The 21,763-nt window shown below is 67.7% G+C and carries 18 protein-coding genes; 6 read left to right on the forward strand and 12 right to left on the reverse strand.

Annotated elements, in window-relative coordinates; genetic code table 11:
* Positions 1 to 13: 13 nt before the first annotated feature.
* Both J8I33_RS07110 and J8I33_RS07115 read right to left on the reverse strand, forming a co-directional pair.
* A complete protein-coding gene (locus tag J8I33_RS07110) occupies positions 14 to 1,009 on the reverse strand; it encodes a VacJ family lipoprotein (protein WP_209934129.1) in 996 nt (331 codons plus the stop codon).
* Positions 1,002 to 3,635, reverse strand: coding sequence for an MMPL family transporter (locus J8I33_RS07115; RefSeq protein WP_209934136.1), 2,634 nt, complete (start codon positions 3,633 to 3,635; stop codon positions 1,002 to 1,004). The genes J8I33_RS07110 and J8I33_RS07115 overlap by 8 nt, the downstream gene beginning before the upstream one ends.
* Positions 3,636 to 3,961: 326 nt before the next feature.
* Between J8I33_RS07115 and J8I33_RS07120 the strand changes: the two genes are divergently transcribed.
* On the forward strand, positions 3,962 to 4,558 hold the full coding sequence (locus tag J8I33_RS07120) for an ABC transporter substrate-binding protein (protein ID WP_050013460.1): 597 nt from the start codon (positions 3,962 to 3,964) through the stop codon (positions 4,556 to 4,558).
* 91 nt (positions 4,559 to 4,649) lie between these two features.
* On the opposite strand, the gene J8I33_RS07125 is transcribed toward J8I33_RS07120, so the two are convergent.
* The 8 genes from J8I33_RS07125 to glcD all read right to left on the reverse strand — a co-directional run bounded on the left by J8I33_RS07125 (position 4,650) and on the right by glcD (position 15,450).
* The gene (locus tag J8I33_RS07125) at positions 4,650 to 5,294 is read right to left on the reverse strand and encodes a response regulator transcription factor (RefSeq protein WP_124556591.1); all 645 of its coding nucleotides are present in this window, start codon (positions 5,292 to 5,294) and stop codon (positions 4,650 to 4,652) included.
* Between the two features lie 30 nt (positions 5,295 to 5,324).
* Positions 5,325 to 6,710 (reverse strand): cache domain-containing protein, encoded by a 1,386-nt coding sequence (locus J8I33_RS07130; RefSeq protein WP_124556590.1) that lies wholly within the window; start codon positions 6,708 to 6,710, stop codon positions 5,325 to 5,327.
* 136 nt (positions 6,711 to 6,846) lie between these two features.
* Complete coding sequence (locus J8I33_RS07135) at positions 6,847 to 8,412, reverse strand: sensor domain-containing diguanylate cyclase (protein ID WP_050013455.1); 1,566 nt, start codon at positions 8,410 to 8,412, stop codon at positions 6,847 to 6,849.
* Positions 8,413 to 8,973: 561 nt separating this feature from the next.
* Positions 8,974 to 11,148, reverse strand: a complete 2,175-nt coding sequence (locus tag J8I33_RS07140) for a malate synthase G (RefSeq protein ID WP_209924965.1) — start codon at positions 11,146 to 11,148, stop codon at positions 8,974 to 8,976.
* A gap of 45 nt (positions 11,149 to 11,193) precedes the next feature.
* Positions 11,194 to 11,598: a heme-binding protein gene (locus tag J8I33_RS07145; RefSeq protein ID WP_050013453.1), complete on the reverse strand. Its 405-nt coding sequence runs from the start codon at positions 11,596 to 11,598 to the stop codon at positions 11,194 to 11,196.
* A 22-nt stretch (positions 11,599 to 11,620) separates the two neighbouring features.
* Positions 11,621 to 12,841, reverse strand: a complete 1,221-nt coding sequence (glcF, locus tag J8I33_RS07150; protein ID WP_209934141.1) for a glycolate oxidase subunit GlcF — start codon at positions 12,839 to 12,841, stop codon at positions 11,621 to 11,623.
* A gap of 24 nt (positions 12,842 to 12,865) precedes the next feature.
* The gene (glcE, locus tag J8I33_RS07155; RefSeq protein ID WP_209934147.1) at positions 12,866 to 13,951 is read right to left on the reverse strand and encodes a glycolate oxidase subunit GlcE; all 1,086 of its coding nucleotides are present in this window, start codon (positions 13,949 to 13,951) and stop codon (positions 12,866 to 12,868) included.
* Positions 13,951 to 15,450: a glycolate oxidase subunit GlcD gene (gene glcD / locus J8I33_RS07160; RefSeq protein ID WP_209934155.1), complete on the reverse strand. Its 1,500-nt coding sequence runs from the start codon at positions 15,448 to 15,450 to the stop codon at positions 13,951 to 13,953. The genes glcE and glcD overlap by 1 nt, the downstream gene beginning before the upstream one ends.
* 223 nt (positions 15,451 to 15,673) lie before the next feature.
* On the opposite strand from glcD, the gene glcC reads away from it, so the two are divergent.
* The 3 genes from glcC (at position 15,674) to J8I33_RS07175 (ending at position 18,517) form a co-directional block, all read left to right on the forward strand.
* Positions 15,674 to 16,444: a transcriptional regulator GlcC gene (glcC, locus tag J8I33_RS07165; protein WP_050013449.1), complete on the forward strand. Its 771-nt coding sequence runs from the start codon at positions 15,674 to 15,676 to the stop codon at positions 16,442 to 16,444.
* A 61-nt stretch (positions 16,445 to 16,505) separates the two neighbouring features.
* Positions 16,506 to 17,960, forward strand: coding sequence for a DEAD/DEAH box helicase (locus J8I33_RS07170; protein ID WP_209934161.1), 1,455 nt, complete (start codon positions 16,506 to 16,508; stop codon positions 17,958 to 17,960).
* Between the two features lie 173 nt (positions 17,961 to 18,133).
* Entirely contained in the window at positions 18,134 to 18,517 is a 384-nt protein-coding gene (locus tag J8I33_RS07175) for a hypothetical protein (protein WP_050013447.1), read from the forward strand.
* Positions 18,518 to 18,597: 80 nt separating this feature from the next.
* On the opposite strand, the gene J8I33_RS07180 is transcribed toward J8I33_RS07175, so the two are convergent.
* On the reverse strand, positions 18,598 to 19,539 hold the full coding sequence (locus tag J8I33_RS07180; RefSeq protein WP_209934168.1) for a LysR substrate-binding domain-containing protein: 942 nt from the start codon (positions 19,537 to 19,539) through the stop codon (positions 18,598 to 18,600).
* 82 nt (positions 19,540 to 19,621) lie between these two features.
* Between J8I33_RS07180 and J8I33_RS07185 the strand changes: the two genes are divergently transcribed.
* A complete protein-coding gene (locus J8I33_RS07185) occupies positions 19,622 to 20,020 on the forward strand; it encodes a nuclear transport factor 2 family protein (protein ID WP_209934643.1) in 399 nt (132 codons plus the stop codon).
* A 175-nt stretch (positions 20,021 to 20,195) separates the two neighbouring features.
* Here the strand turns inward: J8I33_RS07185 and J8I33_RS07190 are convergent, their stop codons facing one another.
* Positions 20,196 to 20,609 (reverse strand): helix-turn-helix domain-containing protein, encoded by a 414-nt coding sequence (locus tag J8I33_RS07190; protein WP_050013445.1) that lies wholly within the window; start codon positions 20,607 to 20,609, stop codon positions 20,196 to 20,198.
* 93 nt (positions 20,610 to 20,702) lie between these two features.
* Here J8I33_RS07190 and J8I33_RS07195 point away from each other — a divergent pair, with 93 nt between their 5' ends.
* Positions 20,703 to 21,656, forward strand: a complete 954-nt coding sequence (locus J8I33_RS07195; RefSeq protein ID WP_209934175.1) for an aromatic alcohol reductase — start codon at positions 20,703 to 20,705, stop codon at positions 21,654 to 21,656.
* Positions 21,657 to 21,763 lie beyond the last annotated feature (107 nt).

The following is a 21,763-nucleotide window of genomic DNA, read 5'->3' on the forward strand; positions in this document are numbered from 1 at the left end:
CGCCGTTGCGGCGTTACTGCGCGGCCGGACTGCTCGCGGGCACGGTCGGCATCGCCGGGGCGATTGGCGCACCGTTGGCGGCCGGCGCCGTCGTGGCGCCCGCCGATGCAGCCGCCGGCGCACTCGCCGGCATCGCACTATCCGCACCCGGATCGTCGTACTGCGGCAATCCCGGCGCGGCCGGTGCGTTGTTCGGCGTGGCGCCCGATGCGCCGCCCGCATCGCCCGGATCCTCATAGTTCGGCAAGCCGCCCGGCGTGGTCGGCGTGGCCGCCGGCACCGCGCCGGCTTCACCCGGCTCCGCGTAGTTCGGCGCCGCGGCCGATGCCGACTGGCCGTGATACGTCAGCGACTTGCGCTGCTGCAGGTACGCGTCGCGCACGAACGAATACGGATCGAGCGCGGCCTGCTTCAGCAGATCGGTCGCACCGAGCAGGTCCGAACGCGCGCTGATGAACTGCGCGATGTACATCGGATTGCGTGCGGCCGGCTCGATGTAGTTCAGCAGGTTGAAGCGCACGTCCACCGCGCGGCCGACGCCGTCGCGGATCGTGCTCGGCCCGAACACGGGCAGCACGAGGTACGGGCCGGACGGCATGCCCCAGCGCGCCATCGTCAGCCCGAAATCCTGGTGATGCTTCGGCAGCCCGGCCGGCGTCGCGATGTCGATCAGGCCGGCGACGCCGAACAGCGAGTTCATCGCCACGCGCATCAGATCCTGCGTCGCATCGGTGATGCGCAACTGCAGCAGGTTGTTCGCCATGTTGCCGAGATCGCCGAGGTTCGAGAAGAAGTTGCTGATCGCGGTGCGCACCGGCGTCGGCGTGACTTTCTGGTAACCCTTCGCGATCGGCTGCGCGATGTGCGTGTCGACCGTGTCGTTGAACGTGTACATCGCCCGGTTCATCGGCTCGAGCGGGTCGTTGGGATTGCGGTTCGGTCCCGTCGCGCAGCCGGTCAGCATCGCGCTGGCGGCGACGGTCGCCGCAATGATTCGCACCTTATTCATTGATTCCTTGCGATTGGTTCTGGGCGCGCTTGACGCGCGGTTTGCCCATCAGGACGGGCTGGAACACCACGGCGCCGATCAGCGTACAGGTCAGGGCCAGCGCGAGCAGCTTGCCCATGCTCGACGTGCCCGGATGGTGCGACAGCCACAGGCTGCCGAAGGCGGTCGCCGTCGTCGCGGCGCTGAACAGCACGGCGTGCGTGAGGCTCGAATGCAGCAGCCCCGTCTGCCCCGCGCGCCACGCCATCACGAAATACACCTTGAACGCGACGCCGACGCCGAGCATCAGCGGCAGCGCGATGATGTTCGCGAAGTTCAGCGACATGCCGAGCACGACGCACATCTCGAGCGTCACGATGCCCGACACGAGCAGCGGCACCAGCGTGCGCAGCACGTCGCCGAAGCGGCGCAGCGTGACCCACAGCAGGACCGTGATCGAGATGATCGACCACAGCGCCGCGTGCAGGAACGCGTTGATGATCGTGTCGGCCGAATGCAGGATCGAGATCGGCCCGCCGGTCGCACCCGGTTCCGCGGCCTTCACGGCCTTGGCGAAACGGCGCAGCATCGTGTCGTCGTTCGGGTCGACGCCCTTCGGCACCTTCGGCGAGATCTGCACGAGCGCGTGGCCGTCCGGCGCAACCCAGTCGCGCACGACCTGCGGCGGCAGCGATTCGCGCGTGATGTCCTGCGGCTGCAGCAGCGCAGCGAGCTGGTTGAGCGCGATGCGCAGCGTATCGGAGAACGCGCGTTCGGCACGGTCGCGCGTCGCGCTGTCGGCGGCGGCGAGCTTCGCGAGCGACGCGGACAGGTGCTGCGCGGCCGCGGCGCCCGGGCCCGGGTGATCCTCGGCCGCGTAGCTCAACAGGTCCGACACGCGCTTGAGCGCGGCCACGCGTTGCGCGTCGGTCGCGGGCGGCGCGGCCGGCTGCGTCAGCGCGGGCAGCAGTTCGCTCGCGGCCGCAGCGATCGCCGCGCGCTTGGCCGGCTGGTCGGAGGGGATGAAGGTCGACAGCGTGGTCGTGCGGCCGACTTCGGGCAGCGCGTCGAGGCGCTTCGCGGCCGCGTCGGCTTGCGCGAGCGACGGCGCGAGCAGCGTGACGTCGTTGACGGCGGCTTCCGGCGAATCCTTCAGCGCGAGCAGCGTCGCCATCGATTCGCTGTTCGGGTCCTTCAGGTGCAGCGGGTTGAAGTCGAAATGCAGGAATGCGAGCAGCGGCAGCGCGCCGATCACGACCGCCAGCGTGCCGATCAGGATCGGCTTGCGATGGCGATCGAGATAATCGTCGACCGGCGCGAGCCACGGAAAGCCCGGCGTCTTCGATTCGCCAGGCGGCGCGAACAGGCGCAGCAGTGCGGGCAGCAGCGTGAGCGTGGTCAGCAGTGCGACGAACATCCCGACGCCCGCGATCAGGCCGAGCTCGGACACGCCGCGATACGCGGTCGGAATGAACGAGAAGAAGCTTGCTGCCACGGCCGCGGTGGCGAGCGCGAGCGGCATGCCCATCGAGTGCGCGGCGCCGATCAGCGCGTGATCGATGCGCTCGTCGCGGAAGCGTTCCTCGCGGTACTTCACGCCGTACTGGATCGAGAAGTCGACGCCGAGGCCGACAAACAGCACCATGAACGCGACCGAGATCATGTTCAGCGAGCCGACCATCGCGAGGCCGAGCGCGGCCGTCACGACGAGGCCGACGAACAGCGTGACGAGCACCGAGCCGATCATCCGCTTCGAGCGCAGTGCAAGCCACAGGATGACGAGCACGGCGAGCAGCGTGAGCACGCCATTGAGCGCGGCGCCGTCTTCGACCGACGCGAATTCGTCGTCGGCGAGCGGCTGTTCGCCGGTCAGGCGCACGGCCGCGCCGTAGCGCTTGTCGAGGTCGAGCGAACGGGCCGCGTCGCGGATCACCTGGCTCGTTGCCGCGCCGGCCTTCAGCGCGCCGTAGTTGACCACCGGCTGCACGGTGACGAACGCGCGCGCGGGCTGCCGCGCGGCGTCGCTGTCGACCAGCGCGCGCCACGAGAACGCGGCCGGCTTGCCGGCCAGCACGTCGTCGACCGTCGCCGCGCTGCGCGCGAGCAGCTTCGCCATCGCGGGCAGCTTCACCTGGCCGGTCAGGAGCGGCTGGCCGAGCGTGGTGGACAGCGTGGTGGCGAGCCCGGTGAGGCTCGGGTTCTTCGCGAGTTCGTTGACGAGCGGGCGCGCGCTCGCGAGCTGCGCGGTCGTATCGGAGACCTCCTGCGGCGACAGGAACAGCAGCCCGTTGTGTTCGAAGAACGGCCCGCCGCCCGGTTCGGCGACCGGGCCGATGCGGCCGGCGGCGGCGTCCTTCTGCAGCGCTTCGGTCAGCGCATGCGCGGCGGCCGTCGCGAATTCGGGCGCGGGCGCCTCGACGACCGCGAGGATCGTGCCGTTGCGTTGCGGGAACGCCTTGTCGACGGCCTGGCCGAGCGCGGCCCATTGCGGTTCCGCATCGACGAGCTTGCTGATGTCGGTGTTGATCTTGAAATGCTGCGCGACGTAGACGCCGCTGCAGGCGGCGATCACGAGCGACAGGACGACGACCCAGACGGGGCGGCGCACCGACCACGCAACGAGTCGGACGATGAGAGATGTCACCATGTGGCGGTGGGGAGCGGCTGGCTAGGGCAAAGTAGCCAAGTATACCGGCGCGGCGCGGCGACGGTCGTGACGTTGCGGAGAATCGGGGCGGGAAGGATATTTGCTACCGGCGTGGCAATCGGATCGCGCGGCCGGATCATTTGTATGCAGATATTTACATAATCGCCGCGGCGATGCGTCGACACGCCGCGGAGCGCCTGTGACAAACGGCGCTGAAAGGTAACAGTCGGTCACCGGGCGGCAACGCGGCGTCGGGCCCGGTATACTTTGCTCCACCGGCCGATGCAAAGAGCCGGCCGTTTTTTCCCATCGAGTGCGAAATTCGTATGAAACGTCATCTGTTTGCTTTCGTCGCGGCGGCCGCCGTGTCGGTTTCCGCTTTCGCGCAGAGCGCGCCGGTCGATCTCGTTCGCACGGCGGTCGAGGGCACCGTCAACGCGATGAAGGCCGATCCGGCCGCCCGCGGCGGTGACATGGCGAAGATCACGCAGGTGGTCGAGCAACGCTTCCTGCCCGTGACCAACTTCGAGCGCACGACCCGCATCGCGGTCGGCGACGCGTGGAAGCAGGCCACGCCGCAACAGCAGCAGGAGCTGTACAAGCAGTTCCGGTTGCTGATGACGCGCACCTACGCCGCGTCGCTCGCGCAGCTCGGCAACCAGGACGCGAAGTTCTCGTTCAAGCCAGGCGGCGCGTCGGGTGCCGATGCGCTCGTGCAGTCGACGGTCACGACGCCGGGCGACAGCCAGTCGGTCGGCTATCGTCTCGGCAAGGTCGGCAACGACTGGAAGATCTACGACATCGACATGTCGGGCGCGTGGCTGATCCAGGTCTACCAGGGCCAGTTCAAGAGCCAGCTCGCGACGGGCGGGATCGACGGCCTGATCGCGTATCTGCAGAAGCACAATTCGCGGACGAACTGACGGCGTTGCAAGGCCGCGGTCCGGATGCACGAAGGGCGCCCTCGGGCGTCCTTTTTTCATGGTGGCGCGTGGACTGCGTACGGGTTCGCGCCTACCGCCGCCGATGCTCGACCGCGAACTTGATCAGCTCGGCCTGCCCTTCGATCTCCAGCTTGCGTTTCAGATTGAGCCGGTGCGTCTCGACCGTGCGCACCGACAGCCCCGTCTGTTGCGCGATCTGCTTGCTCGACAGCCCTTCGGCCAGCGCGTCGAGGATGTCGCGCTCGCGCGGCGTCAGCCGGTCCAGCGGCGACGCCGTCGCGCTGGCCTGGATCATCCGCGCGGCCAGCCCTTCGCTGAAGAACGTCTGCCCGCCCAGCACCACGCCGATCGCACGCACGATCTCGCTCGCGGGCGAATCCTTCAGCAGATAGCCGCTCGCGCCGGCGCGCACCGCCTGCGTCACGTACTCGATGTTGTCGTGCATCGACAGCATCAGCACGCGAATACCCGGAAAACGCTCGTGGAACACGCCCGCGAGCGTGATGCCGTTCATCCCGTTCATGCCGACGTCCATCAGCGCGAGATCGGGTTCGAGCGAGGCGGCCAGCGCGAGCGCCTCGTCCGCGTTGCCGGCCTCGCCGACCACCGACAGGTCGGCCGCTTCGAGCCGCATCCGCAAGCCGTCGCGCACGAGCGGGTGATCGTCGACGAGCAGCAGTCGGGCGGCGGGCCGGGCGGGATCGGGGGCGCTCATGGGCAAGGTCTCCGGGTAGGGTGTGCGTGCTCAGGCGGCCGCGCGCCGCAGCGGCACGCGCGCGGCCACGACGGTATGGCCGACCTGCGACGTGATCGTCAGCGTGCCGTCGAGCGCGTCGAGGCGCTCGCGCATGTTGCGCAGGCCGATGCCGCGGCGCGCGTCGGCCTGCGAACGTTCGGCGTCGAAGCCGCAGCCGTTGTCGGCGATGGTCAGCGTGACGGATTGTGCGCCGACGTCGAGCGTGACGGCCGCGCGCGACGCCCGCGCATGATGCACGATGTTGCTCAGCGCTTCCTGCGCGATCCGGAACAGCGCGGTGTTGACGGCTTCGGGCAGCGGCTGCGTGCCGCCGTGCGCGACCTGCGTGTAGCCGATGTCGATGCCGCTTTCCGCGCCCAGCTCGCGCACGAGTTGCTCGAGCGCGGCCGCGAGGCCGAGATCGTCGAGCATCGACGGGCGCAGCGCGTGCGAGATGCGTCGGACTTCGCGCAGCGTGTCGCCGAGCCGCCCGACGCCCGACGCGAGCGCCTGCTCGGCTTCGGGCACGCGCGACGTGCCGCGCTCGAAGCGCGCCAGCGCGGATTCGAGCATCAGCTTCGCGGACACCATCATCTGGCTGATCCCGTCGTGCAGTTCGCGCGACAGCCGCGCACGCTCCTGCTCCTGCGATTCGACGACGCGTTGCGCGAGCAGCTTGAGCTTCGCGTCGGCGCTGCGCGACTCGCTGACGTTCAGTACCAGCGCGCACACGGCGATCGCCGCCGCGCCGGTGAGCGCGATCGCGGTGAGCCAGCTCATCGTGCGCTCGATGTTCGCGGACGCGCGCGCATCGATGCGCTGCAGCGCGGTGTCGACGTCGTCGAGATAGATGCCGGTGCCGACCATCCAGCCCCAGCGCTCGAGCGCGACGACGTAGCCGAGCTTCGGCGCGACGCGGCCCGTCGACGGCCGCTGCCACGCATAGCGCACGTAGCCGCCGCCCTGCGACGCCGCGCCGATCAGCTTCTGGATGGTCAGCGCGCCCTGCGGGTCGCGCATCGACCAGAAGTTGTGACCGACGCGCTCGGGCTCGCGCGGATGCATCAGCGAATTGCCGTGCAGGTCGTAGACGAAGAAATAGCCGTCGGGGCCGAAATCCATCTTCTGCAGCATCGCGAGCGCCTGCGTGCGCAGCAGCGCGTCGTCGCGCGCGTTGCGGCCGCTCGCGTCGTAGAGCGGCATGATCGCGCTCGTCGCGAGTTCGACGTAGTGCTTCAGCTCGACTTCCTTGCTCGACAGGTACGCGGCCTGGATCGTCGCGTGCTGCGTGCGCGCGAGCGTCGTCGCCTGCTGGCGCACGCCGAAGCCGATGCCGGCAATCGCGAGCAGGAACGGCACGATGGCCAGAAGGAAGATCTTTGCCTTGAGTCTCATGGTGGTGCGAAGCGGCCGGCCCACGCGGCCGGCCAGGCGCGCAGGCCGGGCGCATCGGCCGCGCGGCGGCGCGGTGGCATATCGAGCCGGTATTGTCGGCGATTTTGCAGGCGGGCGGCGGCCGCCGCCCGTGCGTTCAGGCCCGCCGCGATTCGCGAGTGTCGGGCGACGTGGCCGCCTGCACGGCGATGCGGTTGCGCCCGCCTTCCTTCGCCCGATACAGCGCATCGTCGGCCCGCTTCAGCGCGGCCTGGATGTTGTCGTCGTGTTCGGGGTAGCTGGTCGTCACGCCGATGCTCACCGTCAGGCGGCCGACCGTGCCCGCGTCGTGCCGGATGCCGAGATCGAGGATGCCCGTGCGGATGGTTTCGGCGATCGTCACCGCGCCGTCTGTGTCGATATCCGGCAGCACGACGACGAATTCCTCGCCGCCGTAGCGCGCCGCATAGTCGGCCGGGCGGCGCAGGCAGCCGGCGATGCAGTGGCCGACCGCGGCGAGTGCGTCGTCGCCGGCCTGGTGGCCCTGCGTGTCGTTGTAGCGCTTGAAGTCGTCGACGTCGATGAACAGCAGCGACAGTGCATGTTGCGAGCGCGCGGCGCGGCGCCATTCGCGCGCGAGCGTGACGTCGAGCATCCGGCGGTTGTCGAGGCCCGTCAGGCCGTCGGTGCGCGCGAGCGCCTGCAGCTCGGTTTCCGCGCGATGGCGTTTGCGCAACTGCACGTCGAGCAGCAGCGACAGGCCGACGAAGCCGATCGCGAGCGCGACCATCGCGGAGCCGATCGGGATCGCACGGTCGTACCACGCGGCGTAGGTGTCCGCTTCCGAGCGCGCGACCATGACGATGAGCGGCAGGTGCTCGAGGTGCCGGAACACGTATAGGCGCCGCACGCCGTCGATCGTTGCGGTATCGGCGAAGCTGCCTTCGTTGGCGGTCATGAAGTGCCGGAACGTGCTCGCGCGGCTGATGTCGCGGCCGACGATCTTGGGGTCGTACGGCTCGCGCGCGACCATCCTGCCATCCGTGTTGATCAGCGCGACCGAGCCGCGATCGCCGAGCGACAGCCGCGAGAACAGGTTCTGAAAATATTCGAGCCGGATCGACATCACCGCGACGCCGCCGAACGATCCGTCGGGCCGCGTGATTCGCCGGCTGAGCGCGATGCTCGGCGAGCCGCCGCGCAGCCGCGAGTGATACGGGGGGCTGACGTACAGGCCGACGTCGGGACGGTCGCGGTGCACGGTGAAGTACGGTTCGTTGGCGAAGTTGGCCTTGCGCGGCACGTCGCTCATGCCGTCGACCGCGATGTCGCCTTTCGCGTCGAGCACGTAGATGCCGCCGAGGTACTTGGCGGTCGTCGCGCGATCGAACAGCACCTGGCGGCGCAGCGCCATCGGCAGCCGGGTCACCGCCGGGTCGTTCGCGCCTTCGACGACCGCCTGCAGCGACAGCGAATAGATCTCGATGTTGCGTTCGATGTCCCACGACGCCATCAGCGCGAGGTTCTGCTGCATGCTGCGCGAGCGGTCGCGCGCGTCGATCCGGCCTTCGTACAGCACGATCCCGCACAGCAGCAGCAGGATCAGCGCGATCAGCAGCCCCGTATAGAAGATCAGGTGCGGCAGCAGGGACCGGCGCAGATGAGCGGCGACACGGCTCGTCACGCCGGATTCGCTGGGCATTGCGTAGTCGGTTTCTGCCATGGTCCGTGGATCGGGGGCATCGTCGCCGGGCGGCGGGCCGATGCGATTGTTCGTATGACTACCGGTGGCGATCCGGTGCGCGCCCTTCCCGTGCCAGCCTTCCGTTCAGCGGAGAAACCGGGCACCGATTATCGACAATCGCGGCCCGAGAAACCGATAAACCGGGTATTCACAGGTAACGTCTGCTGCAATTCGACCATCTGACGAATCGCGACGCGAATTGAACGGAGTATAACGCGCGTGTTTGTGTGCGCGGAAAATGTTGCAACCTGTTGATCGGGATCAAATTTTCGCGTAATCCCGGGCTTGCAAATATCGGCGAAGCGTTGTCGCGCAAGGCTGTGCGGCAGTGCGGAAAAGGCCGTGCGGCGCACGTCCGCGGACGCACCGGGATTAACGTCGGGTGAGCACCGCATGCGAAAGCGCGCGATATCTACCGATTATCGGTTTCAACGGCACGGTGCACGCAAATATGAAAACGGGCAGCCGCGCGGGCTGCCCGTTTCGCAAGGTCGGCGTACGACCGGCGCCCGGCATGCGGGCGAGCCCGCGTGCGCAGGTTCAGGCGCCGTGCTGTTGCGCCTTGAACGCGAGCCGGAACCGATGCAGCAGCGGCTCGGTGTAGCCGCTCGGTTGCGACGTGCCTTGCAGCGCGAGCGCGCATGCGGCCTTGAACGCGGTCGACTGGTCGTAGCCGGGCGCCATCGGGCGATAGTTCGGATCGCCCGCGTTCTGCTGGTCGACGACGCGGGCCATGCGCTTGAACACGTCGAGCACGAACGCCTCGGTGATCACGCCGTGGCGCAGCCAGTTCGCGATGTGCTGGCTCGAAATGCGCAGCGTCGCGCGGTCTTCCATCAGGCCGACGTCGTGGATGTCCGGCACCTTCGAGCAGCCGACGCCCTGTTCGACCCAGCGCACGACGTAGCCGAGGATGCCCTGCGCGTTGTTCTCGACCTCGCTCAGAATCTCGGCCTCGCTCCACGCCGCGCGCTCGACGACCGGGACCGTCAGCAGCCCTTCGAGCAGCGCGTCGCGCTCGCTCGCGTACGGCGTCTTTTCGAGTTCCTGCTGGACGGCCTGCACGTCGACGAGGTGGTAGTGCAGCGCGTGCAGCGTCGCGGCGGTCGGCGACGGCACCCACGCGGTGTTCGCGCCGGCGCGCGGATGCGCGATCTTCTGCTCGAGCATCGCATGCATCAGGTCCGGCATCGCCCACATGCCCTTGCCGATCTGCGCGCGGCCGCGCAGGCCGGCCGACAGGCCCGCAAGCACGTTGTTGCGCTCGTACGACTGGATCCACGCGGACGATTTCATGTCGCCCTTGCGGATCATCGGGCCCGCTTCCATCGCGGTGTGCATCTCGTCGCCGGTGCGGTCGAGGAAGCCGGTGTTGATGAACGCGACGCGCGCGGCCGCTGCCGCGATGCACGCGGCGAGGTTCACGCTGGTGCGGCGCTCCTCGTCCATGATGCCCATCTTCAGCGTGTTGCGCGGCAGGGTGTACAGATCCTCGATGCGCGCGAACAGCGTGTCGGCGAACGCGACTTCGGCCGGGCCGTGCATCTTCGGCTTCACGATGTAGATCGAGCCCGTGCGCGAATTGCGCTCGGCCTTCAGGTCGTGCAGCGCGCACAACGTCGTGACGACGCCGTCGAGGATCCCTTCCGGAATCTCGTTGCCGTCGCGGTCGAGCACCGCGCCGTTGGTCATCAGGTGGCCGACGTTGCGCACGAACAGCAGCGAGCGGCCGTGCAGCGACAGCGTGCCGCCGGCCGGCGTCGTGTACTCGCGATCGGCGTTCAGGCGGCGCGTAAACGTCTTGCCGCCTTTCGCGACTTCCTCGACGAGCGTGCCCTGCATCAGGCCGAGCCAGTTGCGGTAGAGCTGGACCTTGTCGTCGGCGTCGACCGCCGCGACCGAATCCTCGCAGTCGATGATCGTGCTGACCGCGGCTTCGAGCACGACGTCCTTCACGTTCGCGAGATCGGCGCGGCCGATCGGCGTCGACGCGTCGATCTGGATCTCGACGTGCAGGCCGTTGTGCTTCAGCAGGATCGCGGACGGCGCGTCGGCCGCGCCCTGGTAGCCGACGAACTGCGCCGGCTGCGCGAGCGCGACGTTGCCCTTCGCGGTTTCGACCGCGAGCTGGCCGTCCTGCACGCGGTAGCGCAGCGCGTCGCGGTGCGAGCCGCTCGCGAGCGGCGCCGCGTTGTCGAGCACGTTGCGCGCATAGTCGATCACGCGCTGGCCGCGCGTCGGGTTGTAGGCCGCGGTGCGTTCGGCTCCGCCGTCTTCCGGCAGCGCGTCGGTGCCGTACAGCGCGTCGTACAGGCTGCCCCAGCGCGCGTTCGCGGCGTTCAGCGCATAGCGCGCGTTCGACAGCGGCACGACGAGCTGCGGGCCCGCCTGCGTGGCGATCTCGCTGTCGACGTTCGCGGTGGCGGCCGCGACGTTCGACGGGACCGGCACGAGGTAGCCGATCTGTTCGAGGAACGCGCGATACGCGGCGTGGTCGCGTACCGGGCCCGGGTGCGCGCGATGCCACGCGTCGAGTTCCTGCTGCAGGCGGTCGCGTTCGGCGAGCAGCTCGCGGTTGCGCGGCGCGAGGTCGTGCACCAGGGCCGAGAAACCGCTCCAGAACGCGGCCTTGTCGATGCCGGTGCCCGGCAGCGCTTCGTTTTCAATGAACTGGCTCAGCGCTGGCGCGACTTGCAGTCCTGCTTGGTCGATCATCGTGATTCCTCCCGGGGAATTGAAAAACGCGCGCGCGTTGGCTGGCTATGCCACGACGCTTTGTGTACCGGCGCGGGCGATCTGCGCGTCCTGTTCGGACTTTACGCCAGACACACCGATCGCGCCTGCAATCCGGCCGTCGACCGTGACCGGCACGCCGCCTTCGAGCAACCCCGTCAGCGGCGCGCTCAGGAACGCGGTGCGGCCACCGTTGATCATATCCTCATACGCCTTCGTCTCGCGACGGCCGAGCGCCGCCGCGCGCGCCTTGTCCTGCGCGATGGTGCTGCTGGCCGGCGATGCGCCGTCCAGCCGCGCGAACGCGAGCAGGTGGCCGCCATCGTCGACGACGGCGATCGACACGGCCCAGCCGTGGCGTTCCGCCTCCGCGCGGGCCGCGGCGAGCATGCGCTCGGCATCGGCCAGTTCGAGTTCGGGTTTCGTTTGCATGGCTTTCCTCCGGAATAGGCGGTCAGTCGACCAGCCGGTTGTCGACGAGCTCGATCCAGTGGCGCACGGGCGTGCGGCCCGCGCCGTTCAGGTGAGTCTGGCAGCCGACGTTGGCGGTGACAATCAGGTCCGGCTGCGCGGCTTCGAGCGCATCGAGCTTGTTGTCGCGTAACGTCGTCGCGAGTGCGGGCTGCGTCAGCGAATAGGTGCCGGCCGAGCCGCAGCACAGATGGCCGTCGGCGACATTCGTCAGATCGAAGCCGAGCCGCGTCAGAATGCTTTCCACCGCGCCGCCGAGGCGCTGTGCGTGCTGCAGCGTGCACGGGCAGTGAACCGCGACGCGCCGTGGCGTCGCGTCGGCGAGCGCGTCGAGCGGCTCCGCCGCGATCACTTCGGCCAGATCGCGCGCGAGTGCGCCGACGCGCCGTGCCTTCTCCGCATAGACGGGGTCGGAGCGCAGCAGGTCGCCGTATTCCTTCACGAACGCACCGCAGCCGCTCGCGGTCAGCACGATCGCTTCCGCGCCGGCGTCGATCGCCGGCCACCACGCGTCGATGTTGCGGCGTGCGCGCTGAAGGCCCGCGTCCTGCGCGTTCAGGTGATATTCGGTCGCGCCGCAGCAGCCGGCTTCGCGCGCCGGGGTCACGCTGATGCCGAGCCGGTCGAGTACACGCGCGGCGGCCGCATTGGTGTTCGGCGACAGCGACGGCTGCACGCAGCCTTCCAGCATCAGCACGCGCCGCGCATGACGCACGGCCGGGCGCGGCGCGGCCGCGGGCACGGCGGCCGGGATCTTGTCCCGCAGTGTGCCGGGCAGCAGCGGGCGCAGCGCGCGGCCGGCCTTCAGCAGCGCGGCGAACGTCGCCGGGCGCGGCACGACGTGACGCAACCCCGCACGCAGCAGGCGCTCGCGCGCCGGCCGCCGCGAGCGCTTCTCGGCTTCCGCGCGGCCGATGTCGAGCAGCGTGTGATAGCGCACGCCGGACGGGCAGGTCGTTTCGCAGTTGCGGCACGTCAGGCAGCGGTCGAGGTGTTGTTGCGTGCGTTCGCCGCACGGCTCGCCTTCGAGCAGCTGCTTGATCAGGTAGATGCGGCCGCGCGGCCCGTCGAGCTCGTTGCCGAGCACCTGGTAGGTCGGGCAGGTCGCATTGCAGAAGCCGCAGTGCACGCAGGCGCGCAGGATCGCTTCCGCTTCGTCGGCCCGGGCGAGGGCCTTGCTTGCTTCGCTGAGGTTGGTTTGCATCGGCGGGTCGAAGTCGGGTTGGCGTCAGAAGTCGGCGTAGAGCCGGCCGGGATTGAAAATCGCGTGCGGGTCGAGCTGCGCCTTGAGTTGCCGGTGCACGCGCAGCAGCGCGGGCGGCAGCGGCTGGAACGGCTCCGCTGTCGTGCCCGGCGTGTAGCAGGTCGCGTGGCCGCCGCACTGCGCGGCGAAGCGCTGCACGTCGGCCGGCGCGGCGTCGGTCTTCAGCCAGCGCTGCGCGCCGCCCCAGTCGACGAGCTGCGCGCCCGCGAGCGCGTCGAGCGGCGCGGCGGCCGGCACCGATACGCGCCACAGCGGCCGCGGATCGTCGAAGAACGGCAGCGACAGGTCGCGCAGATGTGCCCAGAACGCGTCGTCGCGGTCGTCCATCCGGTCGCCGCCGATCGTGTCGCGCGCGGCCTTCACCGAGCCGTCGCCGCCTTCGAGCCGCACGCGCAGCACGCCGTCCGCGTGGCACGCGCCCGCGAGCGGCAGCCCCGCGCGACGCCACGCGGCGACGCGATGCACGGCTTCGCTCGCCGTGAGCGTCAACGCGAGATCGCCGGTCGCGCGCGGCTTCGGCAGCACCTTCAGCGAGACCTCCGTCACGACGCCGAGGCAGCCGAAACTCCCGGCGAGCAGCCGCGACACGTCGTAGCCCGCGACGTTCTTCATCACCTCGCCGCCGAAGCGCAGATGCTTCGCGTGGCCGGTGATCACGCGGCAGCCGAGCACGAAGTCGCGCACCGCGCCGGCCCACGGGCGGCGCGGGCCCGACAGCGCCGCCGCGAACATGCCGCCGACCGTCGCCGCGCCGCCGAACGACGGCGGCTCGCATGGCAGCATCTGGCCGGCCGCGTCGAGCATCGCATCGAGATCGGCGAGCGGCGTGCCCGCGCGCGCGGTAATGACGAGTTCGGTCGGGTCGTACGACACGACGCCGCGATGCGTGCGCACGTCGAGCGTGCGGCCTTCGACCGGCCGGCCGACGAACGCCTTCGTGCCGGCGCCGCGGATGCGCAGCGGCTGGCGAGCGTGGATCGCCGCGTCGACCTGCGCGACGAGCGCCGCGCTGTCGTCGATGGACTCGATGGATTCGATGTCGCGTCGCATCAGAAGCGCTCCAGTTCGGGGAACGGCAACTCGCCGTGATGAACGTGCATCGCGCCGAATTCGGCGCAGCGGTGCAGCGTCGGGATGTTCTTGCCGGGATTGAGCAGGCGCTGCGGATCGAACGCGGCCTTCACCGCGTGGAAGAACGTGATTTCATCGGCGTTGAACTGCACGCACATCTGGTTGATCTTTTCGCGCCCGACGCCGTGTTCGCCGGTGATGCTGCCGCCCACGGCGACGCACAGCGCGAGGATCTTGCCGCCGAGCGCTTCCGCGCGGTCGAGCTCGCCCGGCCGGTTCGCATCGAACAGGATCAGCGGATGCAGGTTGCCGTCGCCCGCGTGGAACACGTTCGCGACCGGCAGCCCGTATTCGGCGGACAGCGCGACGATCCCTTCGAGCACGCGCGGCAGCTCGCGGCGCGGGATCGTGCCGTCCATGCAGTAGTAGTCGGGCGACATCCGGCCGACCGCCGGGAACGCGTTCTTGCGGCCGGCCCAGAAGCGCTGGCGTTCGGTTTCGTCGCGCGCGACGCGAATCTCGCTTGCGCCCGCGTCGCGCAGCAGCGCGGCGACGCGTTCGGCATCTTCTTCGACATCGCTGGCCGCGCCGTCGAGCTCGCACAGCAGGATCGCCTGCGCGTCGACCGGATAGCCGGCGTGGATGAAATCCTCGGCCGCGCGGATCGCGAGGTTGTCCATCATCTCGAGGCCGCCTGGGATCACGCCCGCGCCGATGATCCGCGCGACCGCGGCGCCGGCCTCGGCGACGTCGTCGAAGCTCGCCATCAGCACCTTCACGCTCGGCGGCAACGGCAGCAGCTTCACGGTCACTTCGGTGACGATCCCGAGCATCCCCTCGGAGCCGGTGAACAGCGCGAGCAGGTCGAAGCCAGGTGCGTCGAGCGCGTCGGCGCCGAGCGTGAGCGTGTCGCCGTCGATCGTCAGGATCTCGACCTTCAGGATGTTGTGTACCGTGAGCCCGTATTTCAGGCAATGCACGCCGCCCGCATTCTCGGCGACGTTGCCGCCGATCGAGCACGCGATCTGCGACGACGGGTCGGGCGCGTAGTAAAGGCCGTGCGGCGCGGCAGCCTGCGAAATCGCGAGGTTGCGCACGCCGGGCTGCACGTGCGCAATGCCGGCATCGGGGTCGATATCGAGCATCCGGTTGAACTTCGCCATCACCAGCAGGATGCCTTTTTCGAGCGGCATCGCGCCGCCCGACAGCCCCGTGCCGGCGCCGCGCGCGACGACCGGCACGCGGTGCGCGGCCGCGACGCGCAGCACCGCGCGCACCTGGTCGACCGTATTGGGCAGCACGACCGCGAGCGGCACCGTGCGGTACGCGGCGAGGCCATCGCATTCGAACGGCTTCAACGCCTCGCGTTCGTGCAGCACGTCGAGGCCGGGCGCCGCCGCGCGCAGCGCGGCGACGAGCGTGGCGCGGTCGACGGTCGCCAACGGGCCGTCGATCCGTTCGTCGTAGATGAAACTCATCGTGTGTCTCCGTCTCCACCAGGCAGTTGGCCGCGCGATGCGCGACACGCCGGATGGACGGCATTCTTGGCGGGACGCGCGGGCCTGTCCAGCCGTCTTGACAGTGGTCGTACCAGTTTTTGGAAAGGCATCGATCCTGGTTTCATGAATGATCGATAAAACCCAATCAAGACAAGGCTTTGTGCGAAAATAGACGGCATCCTTCAAAAGTGGTCATACCAGTATGGAAATGCAGGATCGGGAGCGGCCGGCGCGGCGCGTGGCCGACGTCGTCGCCGAGCGGATCGAGCAGTTGATCGTCGACGGCGTGCTGAAGGCCGGGCAGGCGTTGCCGTCGGAGCGGCGGCTGACCGAGAAGCTCGGCGTATCGCGCACGGCCGTGCGCGAAGGCATGAAGCTGCTGCACGCGCGCGGGATCATCGACACGACGCACGGCAAGGGTTCGTTCGTCGCGAGCCTGACCCCGCAGCGCGCGATCACGCCGATGATGCATCTGCTCGGCTCGCAGCCGCGCACGCTGTACGACCTGTTCGAGGTGCGCGGGATGCTCGAGGCCGAGGCCGCCCGGCTCGCGGCGTTGCGCGGCACGCCGGCCGATTTCATCCTGATCCGGCGCCGCTACGAGGAAATGACGGCGGCCGACGCGCAGGATCTCGATCCCGCTGCGCGTGCGAAGCTCGACCACGCGTTTCATCTGGCGATCTGCGAGGCATCGCACAACCCGGTGCTCGTCAACACGCTGCAGTCGCTGACCGACCTGCTGCTCAGCTCGGTGTTCGCGTCGGTGAACAACCTCTATCACCGCGAACCGCTGAAGAAGCAGATCGACCGCCAGCATGCGCGGCTCTACAACGCGGTCACCGGCCGGCTGCCCGACCAGGCACGCAAGGCCGCGAGCGAACATATCCGTCAGTGCGTCGACTATCTGCGCGAGATCGAGCAGGAGGAACAGCGGCTCGTGCGTTCGACGTTGCGGCTCGAAGGGTGGACATGAGCGGGCGGGCCTGGCCGACGCGGTAACCGCTAGAATTGCGGTTTTAGCCCGGAACACGTCCATGTCTTTTGCCTCGCTTGGCCTGATCGAGCCGTTGCTGCGTAATCTGCAGGGCCTCAATTACCAGACACCCACGCCGGTGCAGGCCAAAGCGATTCCCGTCGTGCTCGGCGGCAAGGACGTCATGGCCGCCGCACAGACCGGCACCGGCAAGACGGCCGGCTTTGCGCTGCCGCTGTTGCAACGGCTCGTCCAACACGGCCCGGCGGTGTCCAGCAACCGTGCGCGCGTGCTGGTGCTGGTGCCCACGCGCGAACTGGCCGAGCAAGTGCTGCAAAGCTTCGTAGAGTACGGGAAGGGCCTCGATCTGCGCTTTCTGGCCGCGTACGGCGGGGTGAGCATCAATCCTCAGATGATGAAGCTGCGCAAGGGTGTCGACGTGCTCGTCGCGACGCCCGGCCGCTTGCTCGACCTCAATCGGCAGAACGCCGTGCAGTTCGATCAGGTCCAGACGCTGGTGCTCGATGAAGCCGACCGCATGCTCGATCTCGGCTTCGCGCGCGAACTCGACGCGGTGTTTGCCGCGTTGCCCGCCAAGCGCCAGACGCTGCTGTTCTCCGCGACGTTCTCCGACGAAATCCGCACGCTGGCGGCCGGCATTCTGCGCAGCCCGGTCGACATCAGCGTCAGCCCGCCCAACGCCACGGCCAGCAAGATCAAGCAGTGGGTCGTACCGGTCGACAAGCGGAACAAGCCCGACCTCTTCATGCATCTGGTGGCCCAGAACAAGTGGGAGCACGCGCTGGTGTTCGTCAAGACCCGCAATGGTGTCGACTATTTGGCGGTGATGCTGGAGAAAGCCGGCTATGCGGTCGATACGATCCACGGCGACAAGCCGCAACCCGCACGTTTGCGCGCGCTGGAGCGCTTCAAGACGGGTGAGGTGCAGATGCTGGTCGCTACCGATGTGGCGGCGCGCGGGCTCGATATCGACGATCTGCCGCTGGTGATCAACGTCGATCTGCCGATCGTCGCGCAAGACTACGTGCACCGTATCGGCCGGACCGGCCGCGCGGGCGCCAGCGGCGTCGCGGTGTCGCTCGTGTGCGCGGATGAAGCGCCACAACTGGCCGCGATCGAAGCGCTGATCCTGCAGACGCTGCGCCGGGAGGAAGAGCCCGGTTTCGAAGCCGAACACCGCGTGCCGGAAACCAGCGCGACGGGCCAGATCATCAAGAAACCCAAAAAGCCGAAGAAACCGAAGGTGCCGCAAGCTGCGCCGGTGGCCAAGCAGACGCCGGGCAAGAAGCCGCATACGCAAGGTGGCGAAGGCAAGCGCAAGCCTGGGGTGCAGCACGCGGCGGCCAATGGTGCCGGTCAAGGCCCGGACTACACCATCGGCAGCCCGTTCAGCGTGCACAAGCCGCGCAGCAAACCGGCCGGCAAGCCGGCGCCGGGGAAGGCTGCCGGTAAATCTGCTGGTGGTCGCGGCAAACCTGGCAAACCGTCCAGGTAGCCTGAATCCTTCCCTTTCAAAGTGCCCGATACGATCGAACCGTCCGATGCAGTGAACGCATAGGGGTGGTTCGGAACAGCGCTGCCGGTTTTCTCGTGAGCGACCTGAAACCGCGCGCGATAGCGGCTTCCCCGCGTGACCCATGATGTGCGATGACTGAAGTGAGAGATGGAATGACGACGACATTCGACGAGGCGACAACGGCGGCGATCGCCGCGTTTGCCCAACTGGATTTCTACACGGCTGTGCAAGCGATGCGCGCCGAGGCCGATTACGACCACGAACGAGACCAGTGGATCTCGCGCTATATCGACGAGCAGGGCGGCGGCGTGGACGATGCGGAATACGACGCACTGCACGCGCGGGCACAGGCCACGCCGGAATACGCGGCGTTCATCGATGGGGTGCGGCGGGAAATTATGGCGTACTTCGGCGTGACCGACGAGCAACTGGACTGGATGATCGTGCTGCGCGACGACGACAGCGATGAACTGTGGGCGGAGGTCAACCGGCAGCGGAGCGCGTTGGGAACCGGGGAAGTGCGCGGGGATCTTTGACCGGGCGCGTCGTTCGTCGGTACGTTGGTGCGCGATTTGAAGGTCGGCTTCGCACCACGTATCGGACGCTCGCCTATCGATCAATCTTCTCGCGCCAGTCGTAGCAAGATATCGACGAGGGCCCGAATTTTCGGTTGTGCCGCCCGTTGGGGCGGATAGACGAGGAAGTAGGAAAGGCCGTCTTCAACCACTTCCTCAAACGGGGTCACCAGCGATCCGGCGCGGAGTCGGTCTCTCGCCATTCGCGGGTCGCCGATTGCAATGCCGTGTCCTTCCATCGACGCCGCGAGCGTCAATTCGAGGGTATCGAATACGAGCCCGCGTCCCGCATCGGTCTGGCGTGCCCCCACGTGATCGAGCCAGCATCTCCACTCTGCGTGGCTGGGCCCGGGATGGAGCAAATCGACCTGCGCAAGGTCGGCAACGGATCGCAGCGATGTCGCCAACGCGGGCGCGCACATCGGCGTGAGCCGCTCGGAAAAGAGCGGTACTGCTTCCATACCGGTCCACTGTCCCGTGCCGCGCACGACGATGGCGTCGACGTCGGACGTCGTGAAATCCGGCGTGTCGTCCGCGGAGGTCGAAATACGCAGCTCCGTGCCGCTCATCGCGCGATGAATGTCCGGCAGCCGCGGGAGCAACCAGCGAACGGCGAACGTGGACGGCAACTTCAACGTGAGCACCGAGGTCGCCCGTGCATGGGAATCCGCATGCTGAACCAGTTGCGTGAGCACGTTGACCGCGACCGTCAGCAGTGCATTGCCTTCCGGCGTCAACGTCAGCCCCGAGACATGGCGCACGAAGAGTGCGCATCGATAATGCGTTTCCAACTGCTGTATCTGGCGGCTCACCGCGCCTTGCGTGCGGCATAGACGATCCGCGGCCTTGCTGACGCTGCCCAGTTGCGCCGCGGCGACGAACGACTGAATTGCCGCCAGCGGCGGGAGCGGCCGCGTCAGGTCGGCCAGCGGATATGCATGCGCCGCATACCCGGGTTGCAAATTTTTCGATTGTTCGGTCATCGGTGCGTCGCTATCGTGCGTCTACCGGATGCCCTGTTCTGGCGGATGAACGGGGTTGTCGACGAACGATCGGAGGATAATTTTGGGCTCAACGTCGGAATCACTCTACACGGAACAGGTTCGCGCTTACCTGCGGGAACTGGAGCGCGGCGATGTCGGCGCCATCTGCGCGCTATTCACGCCGGACGCGCCGATTTTCTCGCCATTTCTCGGCTGGATGCACCCCGGGCCCTTCTTTTCGAAGGTCGCCGCCGTATCGGGAGAAAGCAAGATTACACCGATCGATATCTGCGTCAGCACGACCGGCGCTCGACGTGCGACAGGTTACTTCATCTACGACTGGGCGCTGAACGACGGTTCGGTGGCGCACTTCGAGTGCGTCGACGTGTTCGAGTTCGACACTGCGGGGCTCATCGAACGGATGATCATCGTCTACGACACCCATCCGATTCGCAGTACGGTCGGCGACAAGTACGCGTAGTCGAATCGGTGTCGCTCGATGCCGAAGGCTGGCGTGTGCGGACGGCAGTTCCGCACGACGCCAAACTTCCGCGGACGCTGTCTCCCAGGTTTTGTCAGCCGGTCGAAATATGTCTCGACGACCGATGTCGATCGAAGTCGTACCCATCTGCGAGGCGCGTCGAAATCCCGGCAAGCTACGCGTCTGTGTCGCGGTGCGCTCTGTCGAAATTCTGCCTCGCTTCCCGGAAGCGGTCCGCATTCTCGACGATCCAGGTCCACAGCGGAACCATCCTGACGAGCAGGTCCATGCCCGTGTCGGACAACTCGTATTCGACTCTAGGCGGTACTTCTTCGAAATCGTGACGGAGCACCAGGCCGTCACGCTCGAGCTGCCGTAACGTACGCGTCAACATGCGCTGAGTCACCCCGTGCATGCGCCTGCCGATTTCCGCATGGCGCAGTCTGCCGTACACGCCGAGCGTGTGGACGACACCGAGCGACCAACGGCTTCCGGCATGGGCGAGCACCTCCCGCCGCAACCCGTCATCATCGTCTCGCAGGCCGTCACACACGGTCTGCGAATATCGGAGAAGTTCGTCTCGATCCAACTATCCGGCTCCCAGTATCACGCGTGTACCTTCTTTCATACACGTCCGTGCATCGCTAGACTGCGTGCAACACATTCCTCAGCAGGCTGGACGATGAACCCAACAGACCCTCACGCGACTTCTCGGAACATCCTCGTGCTCGGTGCCGGCGAACTCGGCCTCCCGGTACTCCGCAATCTTGCACGTAGAGCGAAGGACGTCGCCGGCGCGAAGGTCAGCGTGCTGCTGCGCGCGAGTGCCCTCGAGTCCAGCGCACCCGCCAAGCGGCATGATATCGCGGAGATTCGCGCGCTTGGAATCGAGATCGTCGTAGGCGATTTCGTGAAGCATTCCATCGATGAACTCGCCGCCCTGTTCGCGCGATATGACACGGTAATCGGTTGCGCGGGCATTACAGCCGGCATCGACACGCCGATGAAGTTGGCGCGGGCTGCGTTGCAGGCGCGCATCCCGAGGTACTTCCCCTGGCAGTTCGGCGTCGATTTCGACGTGATCGGTCGCGGTAGTCCGCAGGACATCTTCGACGCCCAGCTGGACGTGCGCGAATTGCTGCGTAGTCAGCACGAGACCGAGTGGGTCATCATCTCGACCGGCATGTTCACGAGCTATCTATTCGAGCCGGACTTCGGCGTAGTCGACCTGAAAAACGACGCAGTCCACGCGCTGGGTAGCCTCGACACCGCCGTGACGCTGACGACGCCCGACGATATCGGCGCGCTGACTGCCGCGATCGTGTTCGCCGAACCCCGTATCCGGAACGAGATCGTGTATCTGGCCGGCGACACCGTGACTTACGGGGAGGTCGCCGACAAGCTGGAAGCGGGCCTCGGCCGCCCCTTCAGCCGTTCGGTATGGAGTGAGCAGTATTTGCTCGACGAGCTGGCGCGCGATCCGAACAACATGATGGGCAAGTACCGTGCGGCATTTGCTCAAGGGCGGGGCGTCGCATGGGACAAGAGCGGGACGTTCAATCAGCGCCACGCCATCCCGGTCACCGACGTGGCGTCGTGGATCCATGCCAACCTCGCTTCGGGTCGCGGCGAGTAATCGCAAGCCCGACCATCCGGATAAACGGCATCGACGACAGGCGATCGTCGACGGCGTTGAGGCCTGGATGGCGGATCAGGCTCACCAACCGACATCCGCCCAACCCG

This window comes from Burkholderia sp. AcTa6-5 (assembly GCF_017815075.1).
Lineage (GTDB): Bacteria > Pseudomonadota > Gammaproteobacteria > Burkholderiales > Burkholderiaceae > Burkholderia > Burkholderia sola.